Source organism: Chryseolinea soli, assembly GCF_003589925.1.
In the GTDB taxonomy this organism is placed as follows: domain Bacteria; phylum Bacteroidota; class Bacteroidia; order Cytophagales; family Cyclobacteriaceae; genus Chryseolinea; species Chryseolinea soli.
On sequence record NZ_CP032382.1, the window covers coordinates 1,529,104 to 1,549,771 of the forward strand.

Here is a 20,668-nt window from a genome sequence, read left to right on the forward strand (position 1 = left end):
CGGTCGTGCGCACTTAGTTTATCCATCCCGGCGGCATGACGTTCGTGCGGCCGACTTGGTTCTCGCAATTAACACAGGTTTCCGCAATCTGATAGGGATTGAATGGCCTGCGGACGAGCAGCACATCGACATTGCGATCAACATAAAAATATCGCTGCACAACGCTGTTCGCCATAAAATAGCCGAGCACTTGTTCCGTCGGATCGCTGACGTTGAACACATTGCCCTGGATGGTAGCGGGAGATTTATCAAACACACCGCCGGTGTTGTTGAGTTGATCATAAACAGCAGACCAGAATTTGAAGGCCCCCTCGGAGAGGGATTGTTGCTTCACCATGATGTAATACGGATCCTTCGAATCGTAGGGCACATCCGTGATGTGTTGTCTTCTCAAGCGTTTGCCATTGCTCAGGTAATCGGACGTAACAGAAAAACATCCGTCGCAAAATGTGATCCTCCAACAGGGATTGCAGCAGGGATAAGCAAGCCTGCCTCCACCGGGAAGCGCCACGATCTTGCAATAGGGCAGTGTTTCGTAATGCTGCCAGTTCCACCAATAATAATTGTTTGTCTCCGGCGCATCGCTGGTCTCAAGATAGATCGAAAATTTACCCGGCACGTCCGGAGAAGGAAGCGGTTTGAATTCTGCAAACAACGTATCAATTGCCGGCACCGGCGCCATCAGTTCAGGGCGGGATTCATAGCGCGTACCATTTTCCAGCACAATCGTTACATGATAGCTTCTGCCCGGTACACCCTTCGTATCGTCCGCTGTTTTGTAGGTGCCATAGGTAGTTGGCGTCATCTCTTCTTCATACCCTGTATCATCCTGGAGAAACACGCGGGCGTTGTTGGGATAGAGATATGATTTCTGTTTGATATCGGAATAGGGTGGAGTGTAGTTCACGCTGATGAAATGCGGTCCCGGACCATCGGTGATTGCACCACTCACCACCAGCTGCTTTTCTATGACCCGGCGTTCCGGTTCAAAGGGGGTAACACAATTGTTCAGCACCAGCAGAAAGAGGCCGGAAGAAATGGTGATGAACCTTGTCTTTATCTTGGAGATCGTCAGCCTCATAATCAGAACTTAAAATTGTAGGTGATCGATGGTATGATCGTCGCGAAAATCGAAAGCTTATAGGCATCCGACGAAACGATGGCCGATTGTATGCCGTTGGTCTTCGTGAAAATAGAATACGCATTCTTGCGGGCGTACACATTGTAAAGGCTAAACACCCAACTTCCATGGAAGCGTTTGTTTGCCGCGCGCATCGGATCGATGGTCATGGAGAGATCAAGCCGGTGATAGTTCGGTATGACATCCTGGTTGCGATCTATAAAATTGGACACTTGCAGGAAGCCCATGTAATAGCGATTGTAGGCATACGTTGTCGGCCGGCCGGAACTGAACGTGAAATTCGCAGCATAGGTGATCCCTTTTTTATTCGGGCTGTAGTTCAATACCAAATTCAAACTGTGCGGGCGGTTGTAGTTGGCCGGATACCACTTCCCGTTGTTCACTTGTTCGTCGGGGTTTGTGGATTGGATCAGAATCATCGTTTGAGAATAGGTGTAGTTCAGCCACCCCGTGAGCCGGCCCACATTTTTCTTTAATTGAAACTCCAATCCATAGGCTTTGCCTTTTCCTTGCAGGATGACGGTTTCAGGCAACGGCGTCAGCAACAGATCGGCGCCGCCTTTGTAGTCGCTGATGTTTTGAATGTTTTTGGTGTATACTTCTATGGACGCTTCGTATTTGTTTTGAGAAAAATTACGGAAGTATCCCACTGAAAATTGATCGGAGATGATGGGCTTGATATAGGTGTTGCTGAGCTGCCAACGGTCTGTGGGTAGCGATGCCGTTGTGTTTGTGACGCGTTGCAAGTATTGACGCAGGCGGCTATAGCCGAGCTTTATCGAAGATTTTGCTCCCAAACGCAAATTGAATGCGAGCCGTGGTTCAAGGCCGCCATAGCTGGCGATGTGTGCATGTTTGGCGTATTGAATCGTGTCCGTTATATATTTTATGTCGCGCTCGCTTCCCGGCGCATAGGCATACACCGTGGAAGGTCCCGTATTGAAGTAATAAGAATAGCGAAGGCCCGCCTGCATGGTGAGCCATCGTTGCAGGCGCACTTCGTCCGATCCAAACACCGCCATCTCCGTGCCCTGCTCGGATTGCAGCGCAGGCAGGGATAGATCCGTTTCTTCGGATAACGGGATCAGCATTCCGGGGTTGACTTTATATTGCGCCAATTCAATTCCTCCGATGGCCTGATGGGCATTCTTTTGCCACGACAAATCGGACTTCACGGCTTTGTAGGTGATGTCCGATTTAAAATCATAATCATTCGGAACCTCATGACTGGATATAACGGAATTGTACTTGCTGTAGACCAAAGCTGATTTCAAGGACAGGTTGGAAGCAAATTTATGTATCCATCCTAAGGTGGCTGTGTTACTTTTCCAGCGGTAGTCGGTGGCGGGCGGGATATTTCCCGTGGAGATCGAGTCGGAAGGAAGCTTGAATACATCGGTGGAGTTGTAGGCCGTTAAATAGATCCGGTCATCGCCCTTCAAGTATTCCATCCGCCCGGTGATGTCATAGAAATTAGCTTTTGTGTTCCGCAGGCTTGAACTCTTCAGGACCTTAAAAAGATAATCAGAAAACGAAAAGCGCGTACCGATAATGAGCGACAGCCGATCTTTGATGATCGGTGTCTCAAACAAAAAACGGTTGGCCACCAGCCCGATGCCACCCTGGAAACTTCGCTTCGTGGAGGGGCTTCGCACACTGATGTCTAAAACGGACGACGCGCGTCCACCGAACTGGGCCGGGACGCCGCCGCGATACAATGAAATGTCTTTGGCCATGTCGGGGTTGAACACCGAGAACATGCCCATTAAATGTGAAGGATTGAAGATGGGCATGCCATCCAGCAAGATCAGGTTTTGGTCGGAGTTACCCCCGCGAACGTTTATCCCCGAGGTTCCCTCTCCCACCGTGGTGACGCCGGGCAACAGCAACATACTTTTAATGATATCGACTTCCCCGATAAACGCCGGCATCTTTGACAGCGTCTTCATGGTCAACGTGCTCACGCCCATCTCCACACTGGCCACGTTGTGATCCTCGGCTTGTGCGTTCACCACCATTTCATCCAATTGTGTGACGTCCTCTTCCATGACGACATCGAAACGCTGGGATTGATGCAGGGTGAGCTTGACGCGAACAGTTTTATAGCCCGTGAATGAAAACTTTGTCCAATAGGTACCGGAGGGCACAGAAATGGAATACTTTCCAAGGGAGTCAGACACGGTGCCAATATTCAATTGCTCCAGGTATACCGTTACACCGGGCATGGGTTTGTCGCGTTCTGAAATGGTTCCTTTCAGTACCGGGCCTTGAGCGAAGCCCTGCCATTGAACGGCAAGCATGAAGAAAGCCAAACAAAACTTCCAAGGGGAGCTATCGGCTACATAAAACGGTATTCTCATAACCTAAAGGGAGAATGTCAACGCGAAGGATTAAAAAAGGCTGCCCTTGAAGAGCAGCCTTTTTTCAATTTTTATGCTAGCGAATTAGTCCATGTGAACGGTCGTCTTACCCGTGTTTTTACTCACGTTGCCGGTTGCGTTCACAAAATAGAAGTACACATCGTAGTCATCATTGGAGATAAACTTACTGAAAGTTGTTCCTGATGATCCTTCGCTTACGCTGAAGCTTCCAACTTCGCTGGGCTCCTCGCCACTCCAGTCAAATCCAGCATTTACTACGACACCCTTGATGGTAGTCGTGGCTTGTGCGGGAGGGGTGCTACCGGCCGGCACAGCGGCAAAGTAGATTGTTCCGGAAGTTGAGCCTCCAGGATCGCTTGGTCCTGTGCTTGTCGTGGCCGACCACTTGATGTCATTTCCATAATCGTAAGGAGCTCCCAGGGTGATTACCGGTACAGCGGGTTCTCCAAGATCGGCGAGGATGTCGAAAGAAGTACCGGCAAATGCATTGCCAGCCAAATCGGCACCGCCCGTTACATCAATAGTCAAATCGCCGTGCGTAACTTCAGTACCGTCATCCGAATCTTTGTATGTGTAGACATAGTTTGCCGATTTTCCATTGGGAGAAAGGGTCATCTCTGCTTCGTCTACGGCATCCAAATTCTGACCGGACACAGAGATCAACAGGGGCTCTCCGGGATCCAGCGCTTCCTGGAAGTTAAGCGTGATGCTCACGTATTGGTCGCGACCGATACGGCTTCCTGCTGCTGCGTTTGCCAGATTCGCGATGATCGGATCGCCGTCCACCTGAGGCTCGGTGTTATCAACTTCGATCGTCGTCGTCTTCGGTGCTTTTTGAGCCAAACCAGCCGTCGGGCCTGTGCCACCATTTACAGCACCGGCCACGGTAATGGACACGGGTCCGGTATAACCGGCGCCAGCGGTATAGATCGCATAGAATTTAGTACCGGAATCATCGTCAGGATCTGCTACTACAGGGCTCAACGTACCCACGCTTCCCGGAGCCAGCACAGCCGTAGGAGCCGTACCGATTTCCGACGCATAGGTAATGTTCAGCGTATCTTTCGCAGCAGCCATCAACGGAGTGCCTACGCGCAAAGCGAACTTCGGCGAGGGATAGAACCCGTTGATGTCGTCATGACAATACAGCAATGTTTGCGCCGGGTAAAAAATACCGCTTTGATACAAACCACTGTTTACGACCGACGTGGAGAACACGATTGTTCCGTTCGTCAGGAGCAGGTCCGATTCGATGTTTAAGAGATCATCATCCTCTACTGTAGGATTTCCCACCCCTGTAAGGATGGCAGAAAGTTGGATGGACAAAGACCCTGTCGGGTTAGCGCCACCGGTTGATGTTAACGATGAACCGGGGAATGTTGCGACTTTAGCACGTGTATCTACCAGGAACTCGCCGGCATTGTTCGGGTCGGGCTTTTGATAGTGTGCATACACCTGGATCTCTTGCAGCGACGTAGGGTCTTCGGAAAGGTATTCAACATCCATTACGAAGGTTTCGTTGCCGACGATCTTATTCTGGAAGAACGTATTGGAGCAGCCGTTGTCGTTCAGTGCATCGAACGAGTCTCCGCGGAGTGCCAGGATCGACCCTTTGGTTTGTTCCTTCAGGCGAAACGGATCCAGAGAGTCATCCGCGCATGCCGCCAAACACGCGATGCCGATGAACAGCGATAATTTATTTATAGTTGATTTCATAGTTCGGTTCGTTTATTTAAGGTCATCGGGATTTTTGTCCCAGAAAACTTTCACTGATCCATCTGTTTTCTGCGTTACCGAACCGTTGAGGTTGGCATAGATTGCAGGATATATAAGCGACATCGCAAACTTTCCACCGTTGAGGGCCAGCATGGGCTGAATGTTCTTCGGCGAGCTCGTTCTGCGATAGAGGTTATAGGCCTCGATACCGTTTCCAAAGAGCGCGAGATAGTACTCCTTCATCACCACATCGAGTTTATCGGACGATGCGTCATAGAGGTTACCCACAAAAATGGTGTAGCTCAAGGTTGGCGTTACCAATGATTCGGGAACGGTTTGACCCAGGGAAGCTCCCATAGCCTTCACACGATTGATCGACTTGGTGATACCTTGGATCATATGTTCCTTAGCGTCATCGGGCGTGCCGATACCCAGACGAAGGGCTGCTTCAGCTTTTATGAAATCGATGTGGAAGGACATGACAATCGGTTCGATTCCCTTTCCATTTCCACCCATGCCTTGTACTACGGGTTGTGTAAATTCAGCGCCAACACCGTCGCCCGGCAGGTCATCGTCGGGATTCGATGTATAGTTTATGTTGGTGTCTACCAATCCACCGGCGGGGTATACGCCCACTACGGTCTTCACTGTTCCATCGGGAGGCGTTCCACTGGCATCGCCATGATCGCGTCCGAAGAAGCCGGGCTCAAATACGCAGAAAGGTGTTTCGGATCCATAGTGAAGGGGCTTGGGATTCAACACGCAAGGAACAGATTCTCCATCGATCGACAGCGCTTCATCAATCGATCCAACCTGGCGGAAGAAATAATATCTCCAGCGGGGGTCTTCAATTCCTTTTCCGTCGTAAGCTTCCTTCAGATAGTAGTTTCCGACATAACCTGTGCCGTTACCTTCGGCCGGCGTATAGAACTGACGATACTGAGGATGGCGGGAACGGGCAGGAATGTCTGCTGTTCCGTATTTGTAGGTGAATTCTTCAGCATCCGTATCGATGAGATCGTCGTCTGCCAACAAGGCTGCGATCGCAGTTGTCGCTTCTGCTTTGCGGGCAGGATCGGTAGAAATGTTCATCCAGGCTTTCAGTTTTAATGAATTGGCCAGTGTGATCCATTTGTCTGTGTCGCCGCCGTAATAGATATCCCTGTCCAGGCCGTGACCACTTGCTGCCAAATCTGTTTGGGCTTCATCCAGGAGCGCGATAGCTTCTGAATAGATCTGCGATCCGGGGTCTGCTTTCGGGTTAAATACGCCGGTAGTTCCCTGCAGCGCTTCGGTCTTCGGAACATCGCCAAAGACATCCACAAGCGTTATGTAGATGTAGGCTTTCAGGACCTTGGCGGAACCCGAATGCACTACAAAGTTCCCATCTTTTGCCATGGGAAGCAGGGTTTCGATGTTAATCAAAACATCTTGGTAAGCACGCGTCCACATCTGATCGAAATTCTGAGAGATCAGTGCTCTTTCATAGGTAGAACCACTGATCATCGCCATCATCCGCACCACCTGGTTAACGCCTACGTTCGTTCCCGTAACACCCGAAATATCATTACCGGATACCAGGGAATAGAACGCCGCGAAATCCAATTGGATCTTATTCATCAACAGATCGACGTTGGCCTGGCTGGTTGACGCCTCATTCGGGTTATCCAGATCTCTGTCCATGTTACAAGACATGGCGAACAGGACCAGGGTTAGAGTGAAAATTTTATATATCTTTTTCATTGTCGTCGCTTATAAAGTTATCCGAAGGTTAACACCATAACGTCTGGCCGAAGGACCTCCCAGGAAGTCGAAGCCTGCACCATTGCCCACACCAAAAGCCGTTCTGTCGAAGTCAGCTCTGGAGTATTTCGGTGCATTGATCGCACGGAACCAGAGGTTGCTGCCCAGGAAGGAAATGTTGATTCCCCGTACGCCCAACTTCGTGGTGACGGACGAAGGAAGCGAGTAGCCTAATTTAACTTCTCTCAAGCGTATGCGCGTCGCATCAAAAACACCTCTGTCGTTGGCTGATCCACCGATGATGGAGTTTCCAAAGAACATACCGGAAGTGGTTACCGGAAGATCGTTAGGCGTTCCGTCCGACTGCTTCACGCCGGGAAGAATGAGGGGAAGACCGGGATTGAAGGCCTCCAGATCTTTGGCCACACCGCGACCCACCATGGTAGCGGCGGTGTAGGAATAAACCTGACCACCGTTCACATAATCCCACTGGAATCCAAAGTTGATGCCTTTGTAATTCATGTCACTGATCAACGATCCCAACCATTTCGGGTTCGGGTTGGCAATGACCTTAATGTCATTGGAGATTACCCAGTTGCCGTTTTCGTCAACGAGGTACTCACCTTTGTCATTTCTCACCGTATAGTTACCCTGGATTACGTTGAAAGGTTGTCCTTCAATGGCGAAGTTACCCAGGTTGGTAAAGCCACCGATGAGGATTTCTTTTGATCCTTCAGGCAAGCTCTCCACTTTGGAAATGTTCTTGGTGTAGTTCACACGAACATCCCAATGGAAATCTCCTTTGCGGAAAGGGCTGATCGTCAAACCGAGTTCAACACCCTTGTTGCGGATAGAGCCCGCGTTGATCAACGTGGTTTGATAACCGGTTGAAGGGTCGAGCGAGCGATTCAGGATCTGATCTTTTGCTTGTCTGTTATAATAAGAGAGATCGACCTTTGCCAGGTTGTCCAGCAATTGGGCTTCCAATCCGAATTCAATTTCCGTCAGCAATTCAGGCTTCAGGTTCTTGTTGGCCAGAACCGTAGGAATTCCTTGCGTAGAAACTACGCCCTGAACGTCTTGGGAAGCCTGGGCGTTGATGGCCAGGTAGGGGCGTGTGTTATACGGTTCGGGGAAGTTTGCCGAAGTACCGTAGGCGGCTCTTAATTTCAGGAATTCCAAAACTCCGGAAGCGAAGTCGGGGAAGGCCGTCGTAGGGATGAACGACAAGCTGGCACCGGGATAGAACAAAGAGCGGTTTGCTTTTTCAAGCGTGGTCGACCAATCGTTCCGGCCGGTCAGGTTCACATACAAAAAGTCTTTGTAACCCAAGCCCATGTCGAAGTAGGCACCGGCCCAGGTTCTGCGCATGGTGCGGTTCAGGTTATTACCTCTGAAGTCGCGTGACGTCGTGTTGGAGAAGTTACGGTGCTCGATCAAGCCATACACCACTTGTCCGGAGCTTTCCAAACCGGACTGGTCGTTGGTATCGGTACGTGCGTTGAAACCTACCACACCGGTCAAATCAAGATCGGTGGCGATCTCTTTGTTGAGGCTCAACATGAAGGTGTGATCCACGATCGTATTGAGGAAGTTGACCGAACGATAGAGACCATTTGACAAAAGTTGTGCTTCGGTAGGATAACCCACCGAACCCTTGTTCAGCCAATAGGTCTGTTTTTCGGAGTATGTATCCAAGCCCAAACGGTAGCTTGCTTTCAACCAGCTGGCGAGCTCATAGTTCAAGCTCACATTGGCAAAGAAGCGGTTTGTCTTCGAAGTTTGCTGCGCGTTAGACAGCAACCAGCGGGGGTTGGTAACGTCGTTACCGTTGCGATAGTAAACACTGGCGTGTGTTATGGGGTTCTCATAGGGCCAGTTCATCAGGTCGATGTTGCGTGGCACATAGAACAAGTTTGCAAACACGGAAGGTCCACCGGTGGAGTTACTACCTGTGCCGGCTCCGGTCGGAGGGCTCTTGATCTCGGTCCGCACAAAATTGAATGTGCTGGTGATCGAGAGTTTTTTGGTCAGGTTTGCTGTTCCGCCCAGCGCAAGGTTATCGCGCTTCATGTTGTTGTTCTGGATATAACCGCTTTCATCCAAGTGGCTATAGTTCAGGTTCAGGCTGGAGTTTTCACCTTTGAAACCCAGGTTCAACGACGTGTTCGACGATGATCCTTTCTTGAAGAAATCTTTCACGTTGTTGGGCGCCGGCTTGGGAACATAGCCCGTGGCATCGGCAAATTCCGGATGATCCGGGAAAAGTGCGCGGTGTTCGTAATAAGGGTGTTTTCCTACGGCTACGTTGTTGGAAAACAAGCTTCCCCAGTTACTAAAGAATTCACCATAGTCACCATCGAAACCGTTGGCCCATTTATTTTGATACTCCGGCAAAATGGCCTGGATCACAAAATAAGATTGGCTCACACTGGCTTCAAATTTTTGTTGCTGCTTGCTGCTGGCACCCGACTTGGTCGTTACCAGGATCACACCGTTCCGTCCCAGCGAACCATACAAGGTTGTGGCGCTCAAACCTCTCAGGATGTTGATGCTGGCGATGTTGTTCGGATCGATGTCGATGAAGCGTGAAGGAGCAATGTTACCGTCGCGGAAGTCGGTGTTGGAATCGTTGGTCGATGTGTTGATCGGAATACCGTCAACCACCCACAGGGGTTGTGTATTTCCGTTCACCGAGCTGATACCGCGGATGTTGATCTTGGAACCGGAACCGGCCATACCCGAAGAGTTCAGGATCTGGAGACCGGGGGTTCTTCCTTGCAACGCCCGCCCTACATCGGTCTCAGGCTTGTTGGCAAGGTCTGCCGAAGAGATGGTCGTCGACGCATACCCCAGGGCTTTGCGTTCGCGCTCGATACCCTGAGCGGTAACCACGACTTCGGAAAGTTGCTTGACATCTAAAGTAAGTTGAACATCTAAAGTTGTTCTGTCGCCGATAGGCACTTCTTGGGTGAGGAGACCGATAAAGGAAAACACCAGGCTGGCATCTCCGGAAGGGATTGTCAATTTATAGTTACCGTCGGTATCGGTAACCGTTCCATTTGTGGTTCCTTTGACCACCACGTTTACACCGGGGAGGGCCGAGCCGTCTTCAGAGGACGAGACCCTACCGGTGATCGTCCGCTCCTGCGCAAGAGAAAACAGCGCAAAAGCTAACGCGCACCACGTTAGTAGATACTTCTTCATAGGTTTAGGTTTAGGTTATTGTATAATATCCGGACCCAATTTAAGGTAGTAAACCACAAAAGGAAATACCGCAACTTGTTTTTTTTGCGCTATTTTCAATCGCCACGGGTAAATCATACCTTATATTACGGTATTCGCAATTTTATCAGGAAGACAGAAATCCATGTAAAAAGGGACTGCCGTTAGCCGACAGCCCCTTTATTATATAGACAATGGATGAATCTCGGGGGAGATTTATAACCCCATCGGATTCTTAACCGGAGCGCTTTCGTCGGAAGGCGGGTTGTAGGTTAATTCGTTATCCGGCACATCCCAGTAATCCAGGTAGCTGTAGTTAATGGTCGCATTGGTGCTCACTACACCGGTATTGTCCACCACCACGGCACCGGTCCTTCCTCCACCGGCGCTGATATCTTTGGTGACACCCCAGCGTCTGGCATCATAAAAAGAAAGGCCTCTGAATGCCATCACGATTCTTCGCTCACGGCGAAGTTCTTCCTTCGCACCGTCGAATGTCAGGCCTGTTCCCGCCACGGCGGCCAGTCCCGCTCCTTGCTCGGTGCGGATCTTATCGATCAAAGCCAGACCACCTTCCGTGTCCGATGTATTGATTTTCGCTTCGGCACTCATCAAAAGATTCTCCTCATAGGTAGAGGCCAGGTACAATTCATATTCACCCGTTTCGCGGCTGCTCATGATGATCGTTCCAGCGATGCCATCGCCTCCATTTAACATCTGAAAGCGGGTGTTGAACACATTTCCGCGCGATGACTCGCCTCTCCAAGGCGCAGCCAGCTGTTCAAAGTTATTGGCCAATCGCTTGTCGCCCGGTTTGAATTCCTGGATCAGGCGCTCGCTGATCTTATAGGTGATCCCGCTTCCCGGATTGCCTGTCGATTTAGGCGCTATGGCTCCGCTGGTAGCCGAAATGAAATCGCCATTATCATTTGAGCGTCCCGTAAACACCATGTCGCCGGCCGCCAGACCATTGTTTGTCAATGTGATGATGTCCTGCCATTGCGCCGAAGTCATATCGGCCACCGGCGTGTTCACTAAAATATTCCGCGCTTTCATGGTGTTGATGCCTCGCGTCCACATCGCAGGCGTCGGCACACCACCTTTTCCAACCTGGTTAAAGCTCGGAATCAATTCGCCCACCACCGCGCGATACGTATCGTCGTCGCTCAAGCCGGCAAGTTGTGCGGCGGCCAAGTCAAAATTTGAATTAGATTCCGCGATGATGGCTTCCTTGGTAACATAGTTGCCGTTTGACTTGTTGACTTCGTTGTTGATCAATCCCGCATAGTACGTAGAGCCGATCCTCGAATAGGCATAACCTTTCCACCAGTAGGCCCATGCCTTAACAACACTTTTCTTCGTTTCGACGGGATCCGTAAATTCTACGCTTTCCACCAACGCCAACACATTGTTCATGGCGTTGTTCATGGCATACATATAAGCCCATTCGTAGAACAACGTGTTTTGTCCAGCGTTGGCGTTGACATTGATCAGGCGGATCAGTCCCAATTGTGTGTTGGGCGAATTGGGATTCAGGACCTTTGTGCCATTGTCCAGGATAACATACTGCGGGCAACCGATCTGGTTTCCATAAATGTTAGCGGCTTCTTCGCCAATGACGTCGCCCATCAATTCGTGAAATCCCATGGCACCGGTCCAGAAATAACCGGGAACACCATCATAGTATTTCAACTCTTTGAATCCGTTGACATAAACGCCACCCTGCGCCAGGGAAACTATGCCCGACTCGCTCGAGGCACTTCCCAATCCCGGCTGGTTCGGGTTCTGAATATCCAGATCGTCTTTGCAGGAAACCGATGTTCCGACAAGCGAAATAGTGAGTATGTATATAAATATCTTTTTCATACGATTTTTCATGGTTTAAAATCCAAAATTCAAACCTACCTGATACGATTTGTAGTTCGGCATCGTGTTGTGATCCACGCCGCGGTCGAACGCTGAGTTGGCTGTTCCGGAGCTCACCTCCGGATCCATGCCCGTGTAGTTCGTGAAGGTTAACAGGTTGCGGCCCGTAAGCATCAGTTGAAGCTTGCGCATGGAGTTGATGTGAAGCACTTTGTTGAGATCGATACCCACGGAAACGTTTCTCAGGCGAACAAACGAAGCATCTTCATAGAAATAATCTTTTGTTCCGTTGGCCTGACCTTGCGCATAAACACCGCGGTAGAATGCCGTATATGCTCCGGTCTCACCGTTGATCGTGATCGGTTTTTCGTAGTCGCTGTGGATACCATCGCGATACATCCACTCCTTGGTTTGGTTATACAAGTGACTTCCCTGAACCCAATCGAATTGAAAGACGAACGTGAGGAAATTCTTGTAGGTCATGTTGTTGATGAACGATATGTTGAATTTCGGATTGGGATCGCCAAAGCTATACAGCTTGCTGGAAAACACGGGCTGTTTGGTTGCCGTGTTCACCACAAAGCCGTTGCTGGCCACCGTATAGTTCGCTTGCTGTGCCTCGGGGATAAAATACGAACCATCGGGTGCCTTGTCGTCCACGTGATGCAGGGCGACGCGTCCGTACAACTGGCCGATCTTTTCACCGGGCTTCAACACATAGTTCGTGCTGCCGGCGCTCGACAACACCACGATCTCCTGGCCGTTGGTCGCCGTGATCTCGGAAGTCTGTTTGCTGAAATTCGTAGTCAGGTTCCAGGTCAAACTGCTGTTTTGGAAAATGGCAAAGTTCAATGCTGCTTGAAATCCTTTCGACTCTATCGAGAAAGCGTTATCCCTCAACGTTCCCAAACCAGCAGAAGGAGCAACGTTCACATCGTAGATGGCGTTGTTGGTACTTCTTTTCCAATAGGACATCGACACGCCGATATCGTTGAACCAGTTTGTTCCTTGCAATACCGTTACCCCAAAGTCGGTTCCGATCTCAAGTTCTTTGGACACCTCCACGTTCAAGTCAGGATTCGGTTGGGCCGACGGAATGTAGAAGGAGTTGGAAGTACCCAGGCTCTTGGTGCCCAGCGTAGGGTAACGATCGAACGGCTTTGGCTGAATACCGGCTTCGCCATACGCCGCGCGAATCTTGAAGTCGGGAATAGCACCGGCCAAGGCTCCGTCTTTCCAGAAATTAAGCGACGACAATCTGAAATAGGCATCGCCCCGGGGGAACGTGAAAGGTTTGGAACCTCTTCCGAAAGAAGAAGAATAGTCGCTTCTGAAACCACCCGACACACCGGCGACCTCGCCAAACTCAACGCGCTGGTTGACCAGGTATCCGTAGGTAAAGAAGGGCTCGGTATAATCACCACCGTAATACACAGGGTCGGTCTTGGAACGGGTCACGATGTCGGCGGCAGGAACCACAAACGTGGTGGCCTGGCTGGCTGTGAACGGGCTGTAGGTGGGAAGACCCAGTCCATAGCTCAGGTATTGTTTGTTGTTGGTCTTCCGCACATCATACGCCACCTGCGTCACGGTTTTGATGGGAAGGTTCGAGTTGAAATCTTCCTTGAAGTCGAACGAGATGATGGCCGTTCCCAGGAAGTTTTGAAATGTTTTGTTGAAGAAGTAGTCATCGATCTCCCCCTTCGCGTCCGGCGCAAAGTTTGAGACCCACGATTGTGTAGCCGTCGCGTTGTTGTTGGCCGTTTGGTTGGCGTAAACAGTGCGCTGTTCCTGGTGTTGGTAGTTCAACCCGTATTTCAGATCCAACTCTACAAATTTGGGCAACTTGTAGTTCAGGTTGAAATTCTGAAAGAAATCCTCCTTGTTGTCCTTCACGTTGGTGTTGCGCTGATAGTAGAGCGGGTTAAAGTGGTTCACACCCACCGCATCGCCGAAATAGGCGCCCACATCACCGTCGGTGTCCAACTGCTCGAAGTTGGCAAACGGCCGCGCGTTGTTGATGCTGTAGATGATACTTCTGTCCTGCGTCTTGATCGTGTTCTTCGTGTAGGCCAGCATGGTGATGCTGCGGAACGTCAACCCCTTCGCGATCTCCGTGCCGAAATTGGCTGAAAAGTTCGTGCGCGACACGCCGCCGTTCTCGATGATGTTGCTTTCCTGTTTGTTGTTGGATACCGTAAAATGGAAATCGGTTTTCTCTTTGCCACCTGATACGGTTACGCTGTTGTTGTACGTATTGGCGGGTTTGAAGAAGAACGCAAAGTGATCATAGTATTGCAGGTTCTTGTCGTACGGCTTGTTCAAGACACTGGTCGTGCTCAACGGGTTGTATTGCACGTTCTCGCTATAGACCAACGTTGTAGGATCCAGCGTCAGCGGTTTGCCGGAAGTACCGATGACATTGTTTTCGCCATCGGTAACAAAGGCATGATAATGTGCCTTGTGAAGATTGCCGATGTTCAGGTAGGTGTTGTTGGCCACGCTGCTGGAGAAATCCACGTGCACCTTCCCATCTTTTCCTTTCTTGGTGAACATCTGGATAACACCGTTGGCGCCTTGTGCACCGTAGATGGTCGCAGAAGCTGCACCCTGCACAACCTCCACGTGATCGATGGCATTCAAGTCGATGGTGTTGAGGGCAGTGGCCCCCACCTGTACGCCGTCCACGAGATAGATCGGCGACGTGCCGCGGTTAATGGTGTTGATACCTCGCAAAACAATGTTTGTTTCGGCTCCAGGTGTACCGTTGGTACTGCTGATTTGCGCACCGGCAATTTTGCCCACCAGCGCCTGATCAATCGAAGCGGTGGGTGCCGCCGGAAAATCCTTCGACCCCACCGATTCAACGGCAATCGCCAGTTTCCGCTTGTCGGTGGCCACGCCGACACCGGTGACAACCACTTCAGAAAGCTGGGTGACGTCGGACGAAAGCTGAATGTCAACGGTGTTTTGCTCGCCGACGGGTACCTCAGCCGTCGTTAAGCCGATAAATGAAAAGACCAGGACGGCATTGTTACCCGAGACGGTCACGGTGTACATACCCTCCGCGTTGGTTACCGATCCATTGACGGTTCCCTTCACAATCACATTCACTCCAGGTAAGGTAGAGCCGTCTTCGGCGGAGGTCACCTTCCCTGAGACAGTTCGCTCCTGCGCCATCGCTGACAGCGCAAAAACTAACGCGTAGCACGTTAGTAGAATTTTCTTCATAGGTTTTCGGTTTAGGTTAATTATGGTACCCAATTTAGGGGAGCATTTGGCAAAAGAAAATACCATACCTTGTCCGAAACACTTCGTTTTTATTAATAGGACGGTAAAAAATGAAGCAGAAAATTCTGAATACGATTGAAATTCTTCAGACAACGTTTGTTTTTTACCCTATCCATCAAAAAAAATTTAAAAAATATTTTTTCGCTTTTGATCTAAAACGAAACGCATCGGACCATTTTCAACGAAAGGGATAACCTTTTAAGGATTTGGACTGGTAGCCCAGGGGGTATGAAGAAGTAGAATAGGGACAAAAAAAGCTCCCGGAAAAAAATTCCGGGAGCTTCTAGATTCTAATGAACTGCTGCTTAGTTCTTCACCAAAAGAGAATTGGTTGCCACTTCAGAAGAAGGCATAGGCCATACATAGTTCGGGTCCGAAGGATTCACAGCGGGGATCGTCGACTTGCCCGGGATGGGCAGATCAAGACGCATGCAGTCGGAAGAACGGAGACCCTCGCCGAGGAACTCTGCACGTCTTTCTTTCAACAATGCAGCAATCATCGCATCCGCATCGGCGAAAGTAGCATAGGCTGCTCCTTTGGAGCGTGTCCGTACGGCATTCAAGAGATCCAGCGCATGAGGGTCTACGGAGCTCGTAGAACGAACGATGGCTTCCGACAAATTCAGCAACACCTCAGCATAACGCATAGCCGGTGAGCTATCGGTATACGGCGATGCCGATGAGTACTTGGTGAGATAATAGGCGGAGTCAGTTTTTGCACCGGCTGCGTTCTTAATGATCACCTTGGTCGTCAATTTTCTTCTGTCGTCGGCTACAGCAAGCGTGGCGGTATCGCCAAGAATACCTTTGCGGTTCAGATAGTACTCGCCGTTACCCGTGTTGGTGCTGGGCGTGCCGGCCGAAGCGGGCAGGTAATAGTAGCCCAATTGGTTTTGTGTACCGGGAGGGTCCAGCGTGCTGAAAGGGAATGAAAGCAGGCTTTCGTTCGTATTGTACGGTGCAGTGAAGACGGACGCAAAAGTTGTCGCGAGTTGGTTCTCCACACCGGTGGCAGCTTTGAAAGGAGCGGCAGCCGGAACGATCTTGTTCGCTTCGGTGATCACGTCGGCCCAGCGTTGCATGGCCAAATACACTCTGGTCTTGAAAGCGATGGCCACATTGCGGTGACCGCGGTTTGCGGCAGCAGGCACCAGCGGCAATTTTTGCTCAGCAAAATCGAGGTCGGCCAATATTTGTGTATAGACCTCCGCTACGGTTGCTCTGGCCAGTGCGTTGTTGTCAAAACCTCTCTCGGCGATCAGGCGCAAAGGCACTCCGAGATTGGAGCCGTTGCCTTCCACATAAGGACGGGCGTACAGCTGGAGCAAGTAGTAGTAGGACATGCCGCGCAACAACCGGGCTTCACCGCGGTATTGGTCAGCGGTGGTCGTAGCAAACGTGGCAGGGAAAGCAGGGGGAACAAATTTATCTGCGTTGGCGTCAAGACCATCCAGGAAAACGTTCACCTGGTTGATGGCTTGATACGCAGCCTTCCACAAGTTGTTCACTTCGTTGGTCGACTCCACCAGCGTGTGGTTCCAGGTTTGCAGACCCGTAACACCATTGGTGAGGCGGTTGATAAATTCCTCGCCGCGGATATCGCTATAGACCAGGTAGCGGCTGCCCATAAAGTCGCCGGCTTTCACTGCATCGTATAAGCCATTCACTTGTTGCTCCACACGCGTGGGGGTATCAAATACCACCGACGAAGGGAAGCTTGTCGCCGAATTAAGATTCAGCTTATCCGTCTCGCAGGAGAACACGCCTCCCAGCATCACGGTGCAGAAAATAAATATCGATAGTTTATTCTTTTTCATGATCATCAAAAATTTGGGATTAGAAACCAATGTTCAGACCAACGGTAAACGTACGCGCTTGTCCAACCGAGTTGCGATCAATACCAGGGGTAAGATTGCTGTTACCGTTTGTGGAGATCTCCGGATCGCTGCCTTTGTATTTCGTCACCAAGAAAGAGTTTTGCACTTGTGCATAGATCCTTGCGTTGGTCATTTTAAGCTTGCTGATCAGATCCTTGTTCAGGGTGTAGCCCAACGAAATGTTCCGCACTCTCAGGAAGTCGCCTTTCTCTACGTTTTCAGAGATCGGGAAAGAAGAACCGTTCGAAACGTTGTCGGTATACACTACACGGGGGATGGTTCCGTTGGTGTGTTCGGGCGTCCAGCGATCCAATACATCGGTGCTGTTGTTCCAGAAGCGCATGTCTCTCAAGCCAGCCTTGGTTCCGTTGTAGATGTAGTTGCCACCCGAGAACTGTACGAATACACCCAGGTCGAAGCTCTTATACTTAAAGGTGTTGTCGAAACCGCCATACCAGGTGGGCAAGGTGGGACCGTATGTCCGTCCGTCGGTGATGGCCGAAGGTGCACTGGTGGGCGTTCCGTCAGCAACTTTTGTCCAGCGTGAGGCGGAGGGAGCAGCGTGGTTGTATTGTACGCGCGTGCCGTCGGCCTTCACAAAGATGCGCTGGCCGTTTTCGGGGTTAACACCTTCCGTGGGCACGGCCAGGATAGAACCTACGGGCTGACCTACTTGCGTGATGTTGGCCGATTCAAGTCCACCCGTTGCCGAGATGATCTTGGATTGATCCGAATCCAACGACGTTACTTTGTTTTTCAGCGTGGTGAAGTTGGCGTTGATCGTCCAGGTGAAATCGCCGCGTTGAAGCGCCGTTGCTTTCAGGCTGACCTCAATACCCTTGTTTACCATCGATCCGATGTTGGCGAGCAATTGATTCTGGTTTGCCACGGTCGGGTTGGGGATACCCTTTGAAGGCGATTGATTCACCGCCAGGATCATACCATCGATCTTGTTATTGTAATACACGAATTCACCCTGGATACGATCCTGGAACAATCCGAAATTGAAACCGATGTCGGTCTTTTTGCTGGTTTCCCACGAAAGCGTTTTCGCACCTACCTGGTTATAGTTGATCGTATAAGCTGATCCGTACAGACCCGAGCTATACAAATCCTGCCATGCAAAATCGTCGATACCCTGGTTGTTACCCACCAAACCGTAGCTGGCCTTGATCTTAAAGAAATTCAAAGTGCTGGAGAACGAAGCATTCTTCCAGAACTCTTCTTCGGAGACGTTATAACCGAGGGAACCACCATAGAAGTTACCATACTTATTGCCGGGAGCAAATGCAGAGTAGCCATCACGACGGAAGTTGAACGTAGCAAAGTATTTCTTTTTGAAATCGTAGTTCACCCGACCGAAGTACGAGAGCAGGAAGTTCTCGGACGCGAAGTTGTTGGTGGGGATGATGTTGGCGAAGTTGCCCTGGAACGTGTCGAAATAAATATCCGACGACGTGGTCCGGTTGGTACCCCAACGATCGACGCTGGTGTACTGCTCTTCACCGCCGACCAGGAACGAGAAGTAATGCGCATCATTCAGATCGAAATCATATTGCGCCGTGTTCTGCCAATCCCAGCGCTTGTTGGTGCGCATGGTATTCGTTACCGAACCTTTGGGAGTGAAGCCGTCGCCGTTCAGGGGCGATTGATAGCTCTTGTCCTCGATGGTGAAGTTGTTGATGCTATACGTCGTTTTCAGCGTAAGACCTTTCACCACTTCCAAACTACCGTACACGCTTCCGTTGATCTGGTTGTTGGTTGATGTAAAGTAGTCGTTGTTCAGAATGATCACGGGGTTATAGAAACCGGATTGTTCCGTGTTGCTCATCTTGCCGATGTTACCACCGTCGGTGCTATAGGATCCGTCGAGGTTATAGGCGCCTACGTTTGGAGCCGTCACCAGGGGAAGACGTCCAAGACCGCCGGTGTTGAATGCCTGACCGGGGATAGAACCCGTGTTGGGGGCAGCGTTCGCTGCATTGGTATAGGCGAAATTTGTTCCGATGTGTACGCGTTGGCCGATCTTTTGATCGACGTTCACACGGCCTACAATTCTATCGAACGTGTTGTTTTTCAACATCCCTTCTTGCTTGGTGTAGCCCAACGACATGAAGTAGGTCGTGTTATCGGTTCCACCGGAGAAGTTCAGGTTGTGCGAGTGCGAGAAGCCGGTTCTGTAAACGGCCTTGTACCAATCGGTGTCGATCATGTTGCCGTTGGCGTCGTTGGTGGGGAAGAACGCTGCCGCTTGACCGTTGTTGGCACGGGCTTCGTTCTTGATGTCCATATACTGCTGGGCGTTCAATAACTTGAACAAACGAACCGGTTCGGTCCATCCCACCCAGCCGTCGTAGTTAACCTTCGACTTGCCTTTCACACCGCGCTTGGTCGTGATCAGCAATACGCCGGCGCTCGCGCGCGATCCGTAGATGGCGCTGGCCGATGCATCTTTCAATACTTCGATGCTTTCGATGTCGCCGGGGTTGATGTTTCCCAGGGGGTTGTTGGCCGCCGAGTTGGTAGAAGCCGATCCCATGGAGTTATCGACCGTGAACGTGGGCACACCGTCAATGACCACCAGCGGGTAAGAGCTGAGGTTGATGGAGTTCACGCCGCGGATGCGGATGACAGGGGCATTGTTCAACACACCGTTGGGCGTCGTGATGTTGACGCCGGCAGCGCGGCCTTGCAGGGCCTGATCAAAGCTTTGTACGGGATTCAAAGCTACGTCCGCTCCCTTGATGGAGGCGATGGAACCGGTAATGTCCTTCCGGCTTTGTGTACCGTAGCCTACAACCACCACTTCGCTGAGTTGCGAAATGTCCATGGGCAATGCGATGTCGACAACGCTTCGGTTTCCGACTTCGACCTCTTTGGTCTCCAGACCGATGAACGTGAACACCAACGTGCTTCCCTCCGGAACTGCGAGAGAGAAGTTACCATTGGCATCCGTGGAGGTTCCGTTCGTGGTACCCTTGATAACAACGTTAACTCCTGGCAACGTACTCCCGTCCTCGACGGAAGTGACTCGACCTGTTACCGTTCGCTCTTGTGCCCACACCGTTGTGACGAGGGCACACGCGAAGATTAAATGTAAAATCTTCCTCATAAATGATTTAGGTTAATGAAATTATTCGGGCGCAAAATAGGGTATTTAATGCCAATACAAAATCCCCCAGAAGTAGTGGTGGGTGGTTTTTAATATTGTTTCCAATACACTTATCAGAATTTTATTCTGATTTACGTGCAAATCTTCATGATTTTCCGAATAAAAAAAGGCGCTCCCTCGGGCGCCCATTCTTGAAATTGTTGGCTTTCTGCGGCAAAAAAACGTTTCAAACGGTACCGGTAGACGACAAGCGTCCAGGAATCGCTATTTCATGATAAATTTTTAACTTTTTTTTATTGAATTATATCAGTAAAAC

The 20,668-nt window shown here is 50.5% G+C and carries 9 protein-coding genes; all 9 read right to left on the bottom strand.

The window, feature by feature from the left end; translation table 11 throughout:
* Positions 1-13: 13 nt before the first annotated feature.
* The gene (locus D4L85_RS06540; RefSeq protein ID WP_119753549.1) at positions 14-1,081 is read right to left on the bottom strand and encodes a DUF4249 domain-containing protein; all 1,068 of its coding nucleotides are present in this window, start codon (positions 1,079-1,081) and stop codon (positions 14-16) included.
* A gap of 2 nt (positions 1,082-1,083) precedes the next feature.
* Entirely contained in the window at positions 1,084-3,501 is a 2,418-nt protein-coding gene (locus tag D4L85_RS06545; protein WP_119753550.1) for a TonB-dependent receptor, read from the bottom strand.
* Between the two features lie 84 nt (positions 3,502-3,585).
* Positions 3,586-5,238, bottom strand: a complete 1,653-nt coding sequence (locus tag D4L85_RS06550; protein WP_119753551.1) for a hypothetical protein — start codon at positions 5,236-5,238, stop codon at positions 3,586-3,588.
* A gap of 12 nt (positions 5,239-5,250) precedes the next feature.
* Positions 5,251-6,981 (bottom strand): SusD/RagB family nutrient-binding outer membrane lipoprotein, encoded by a 1,731-nt coding sequence (locus D4L85_RS06555; RefSeq protein WP_119753552.1) that lies wholly within the window; start codon positions 6,979-6,981, stop codon positions 5,251-5,253.
* Between the two features lie 9 nt (positions 6,982-6,990).
* Positions 6,991-10,188, bottom strand: a complete 3,198-nt coding sequence (locus tag D4L85_RS06560; protein WP_119753553.1) for a SusC/RagA family TonB-linked outer membrane protein — start codon at positions 10,186-10,188, stop codon at positions 6,991-6,993.
* Positions 10,189-10,422: 234 nt separating this feature from the next.
* Complete coding sequence (locus tag D4L85_RS06565) at positions 10,423-12,072, bottom strand: RagB/SusD family nutrient uptake outer membrane protein (RefSeq protein ID WP_119753554.1); 1,650 nt, start codon at positions 12,070-12,072, stop codon at positions 10,423-10,425.
* 15 nt (positions 12,073-12,087) lie between these two features.
* On the bottom strand, positions 12,088-15,303 hold the full coding sequence (locus D4L85_RS06570; RefSeq protein ID WP_119753555.1) for a SusC/RagA family TonB-linked outer membrane protein: 3,216 nt from the start codon (positions 15,301-15,303) through the stop codon (positions 12,088-12,090).
* 365 nt (positions 15,304-15,668) lie between these two features.
* Complete coding sequence (locus tag D4L85_RS06575; protein ID WP_119758677.1) at positions 15,669-17,180, bottom strand: RagB/SusD family nutrient uptake outer membrane protein; 1,512 nt, start codon at positions 17,178-17,180, stop codon at positions 15,669-15,671.
* Positions 17,181-17,199: 19 nt separating this feature from the next.
* Entirely contained in the window at positions 17,200-20,352 is a 3,153-nt protein-coding gene (locus D4L85_RS06580) for a SusC/RagA family TonB-linked outer membrane protein (protein ID WP_119753556.1), read from the bottom strand.
* Positions 20,353-20,668 lie beyond the last annotated feature (316 nt).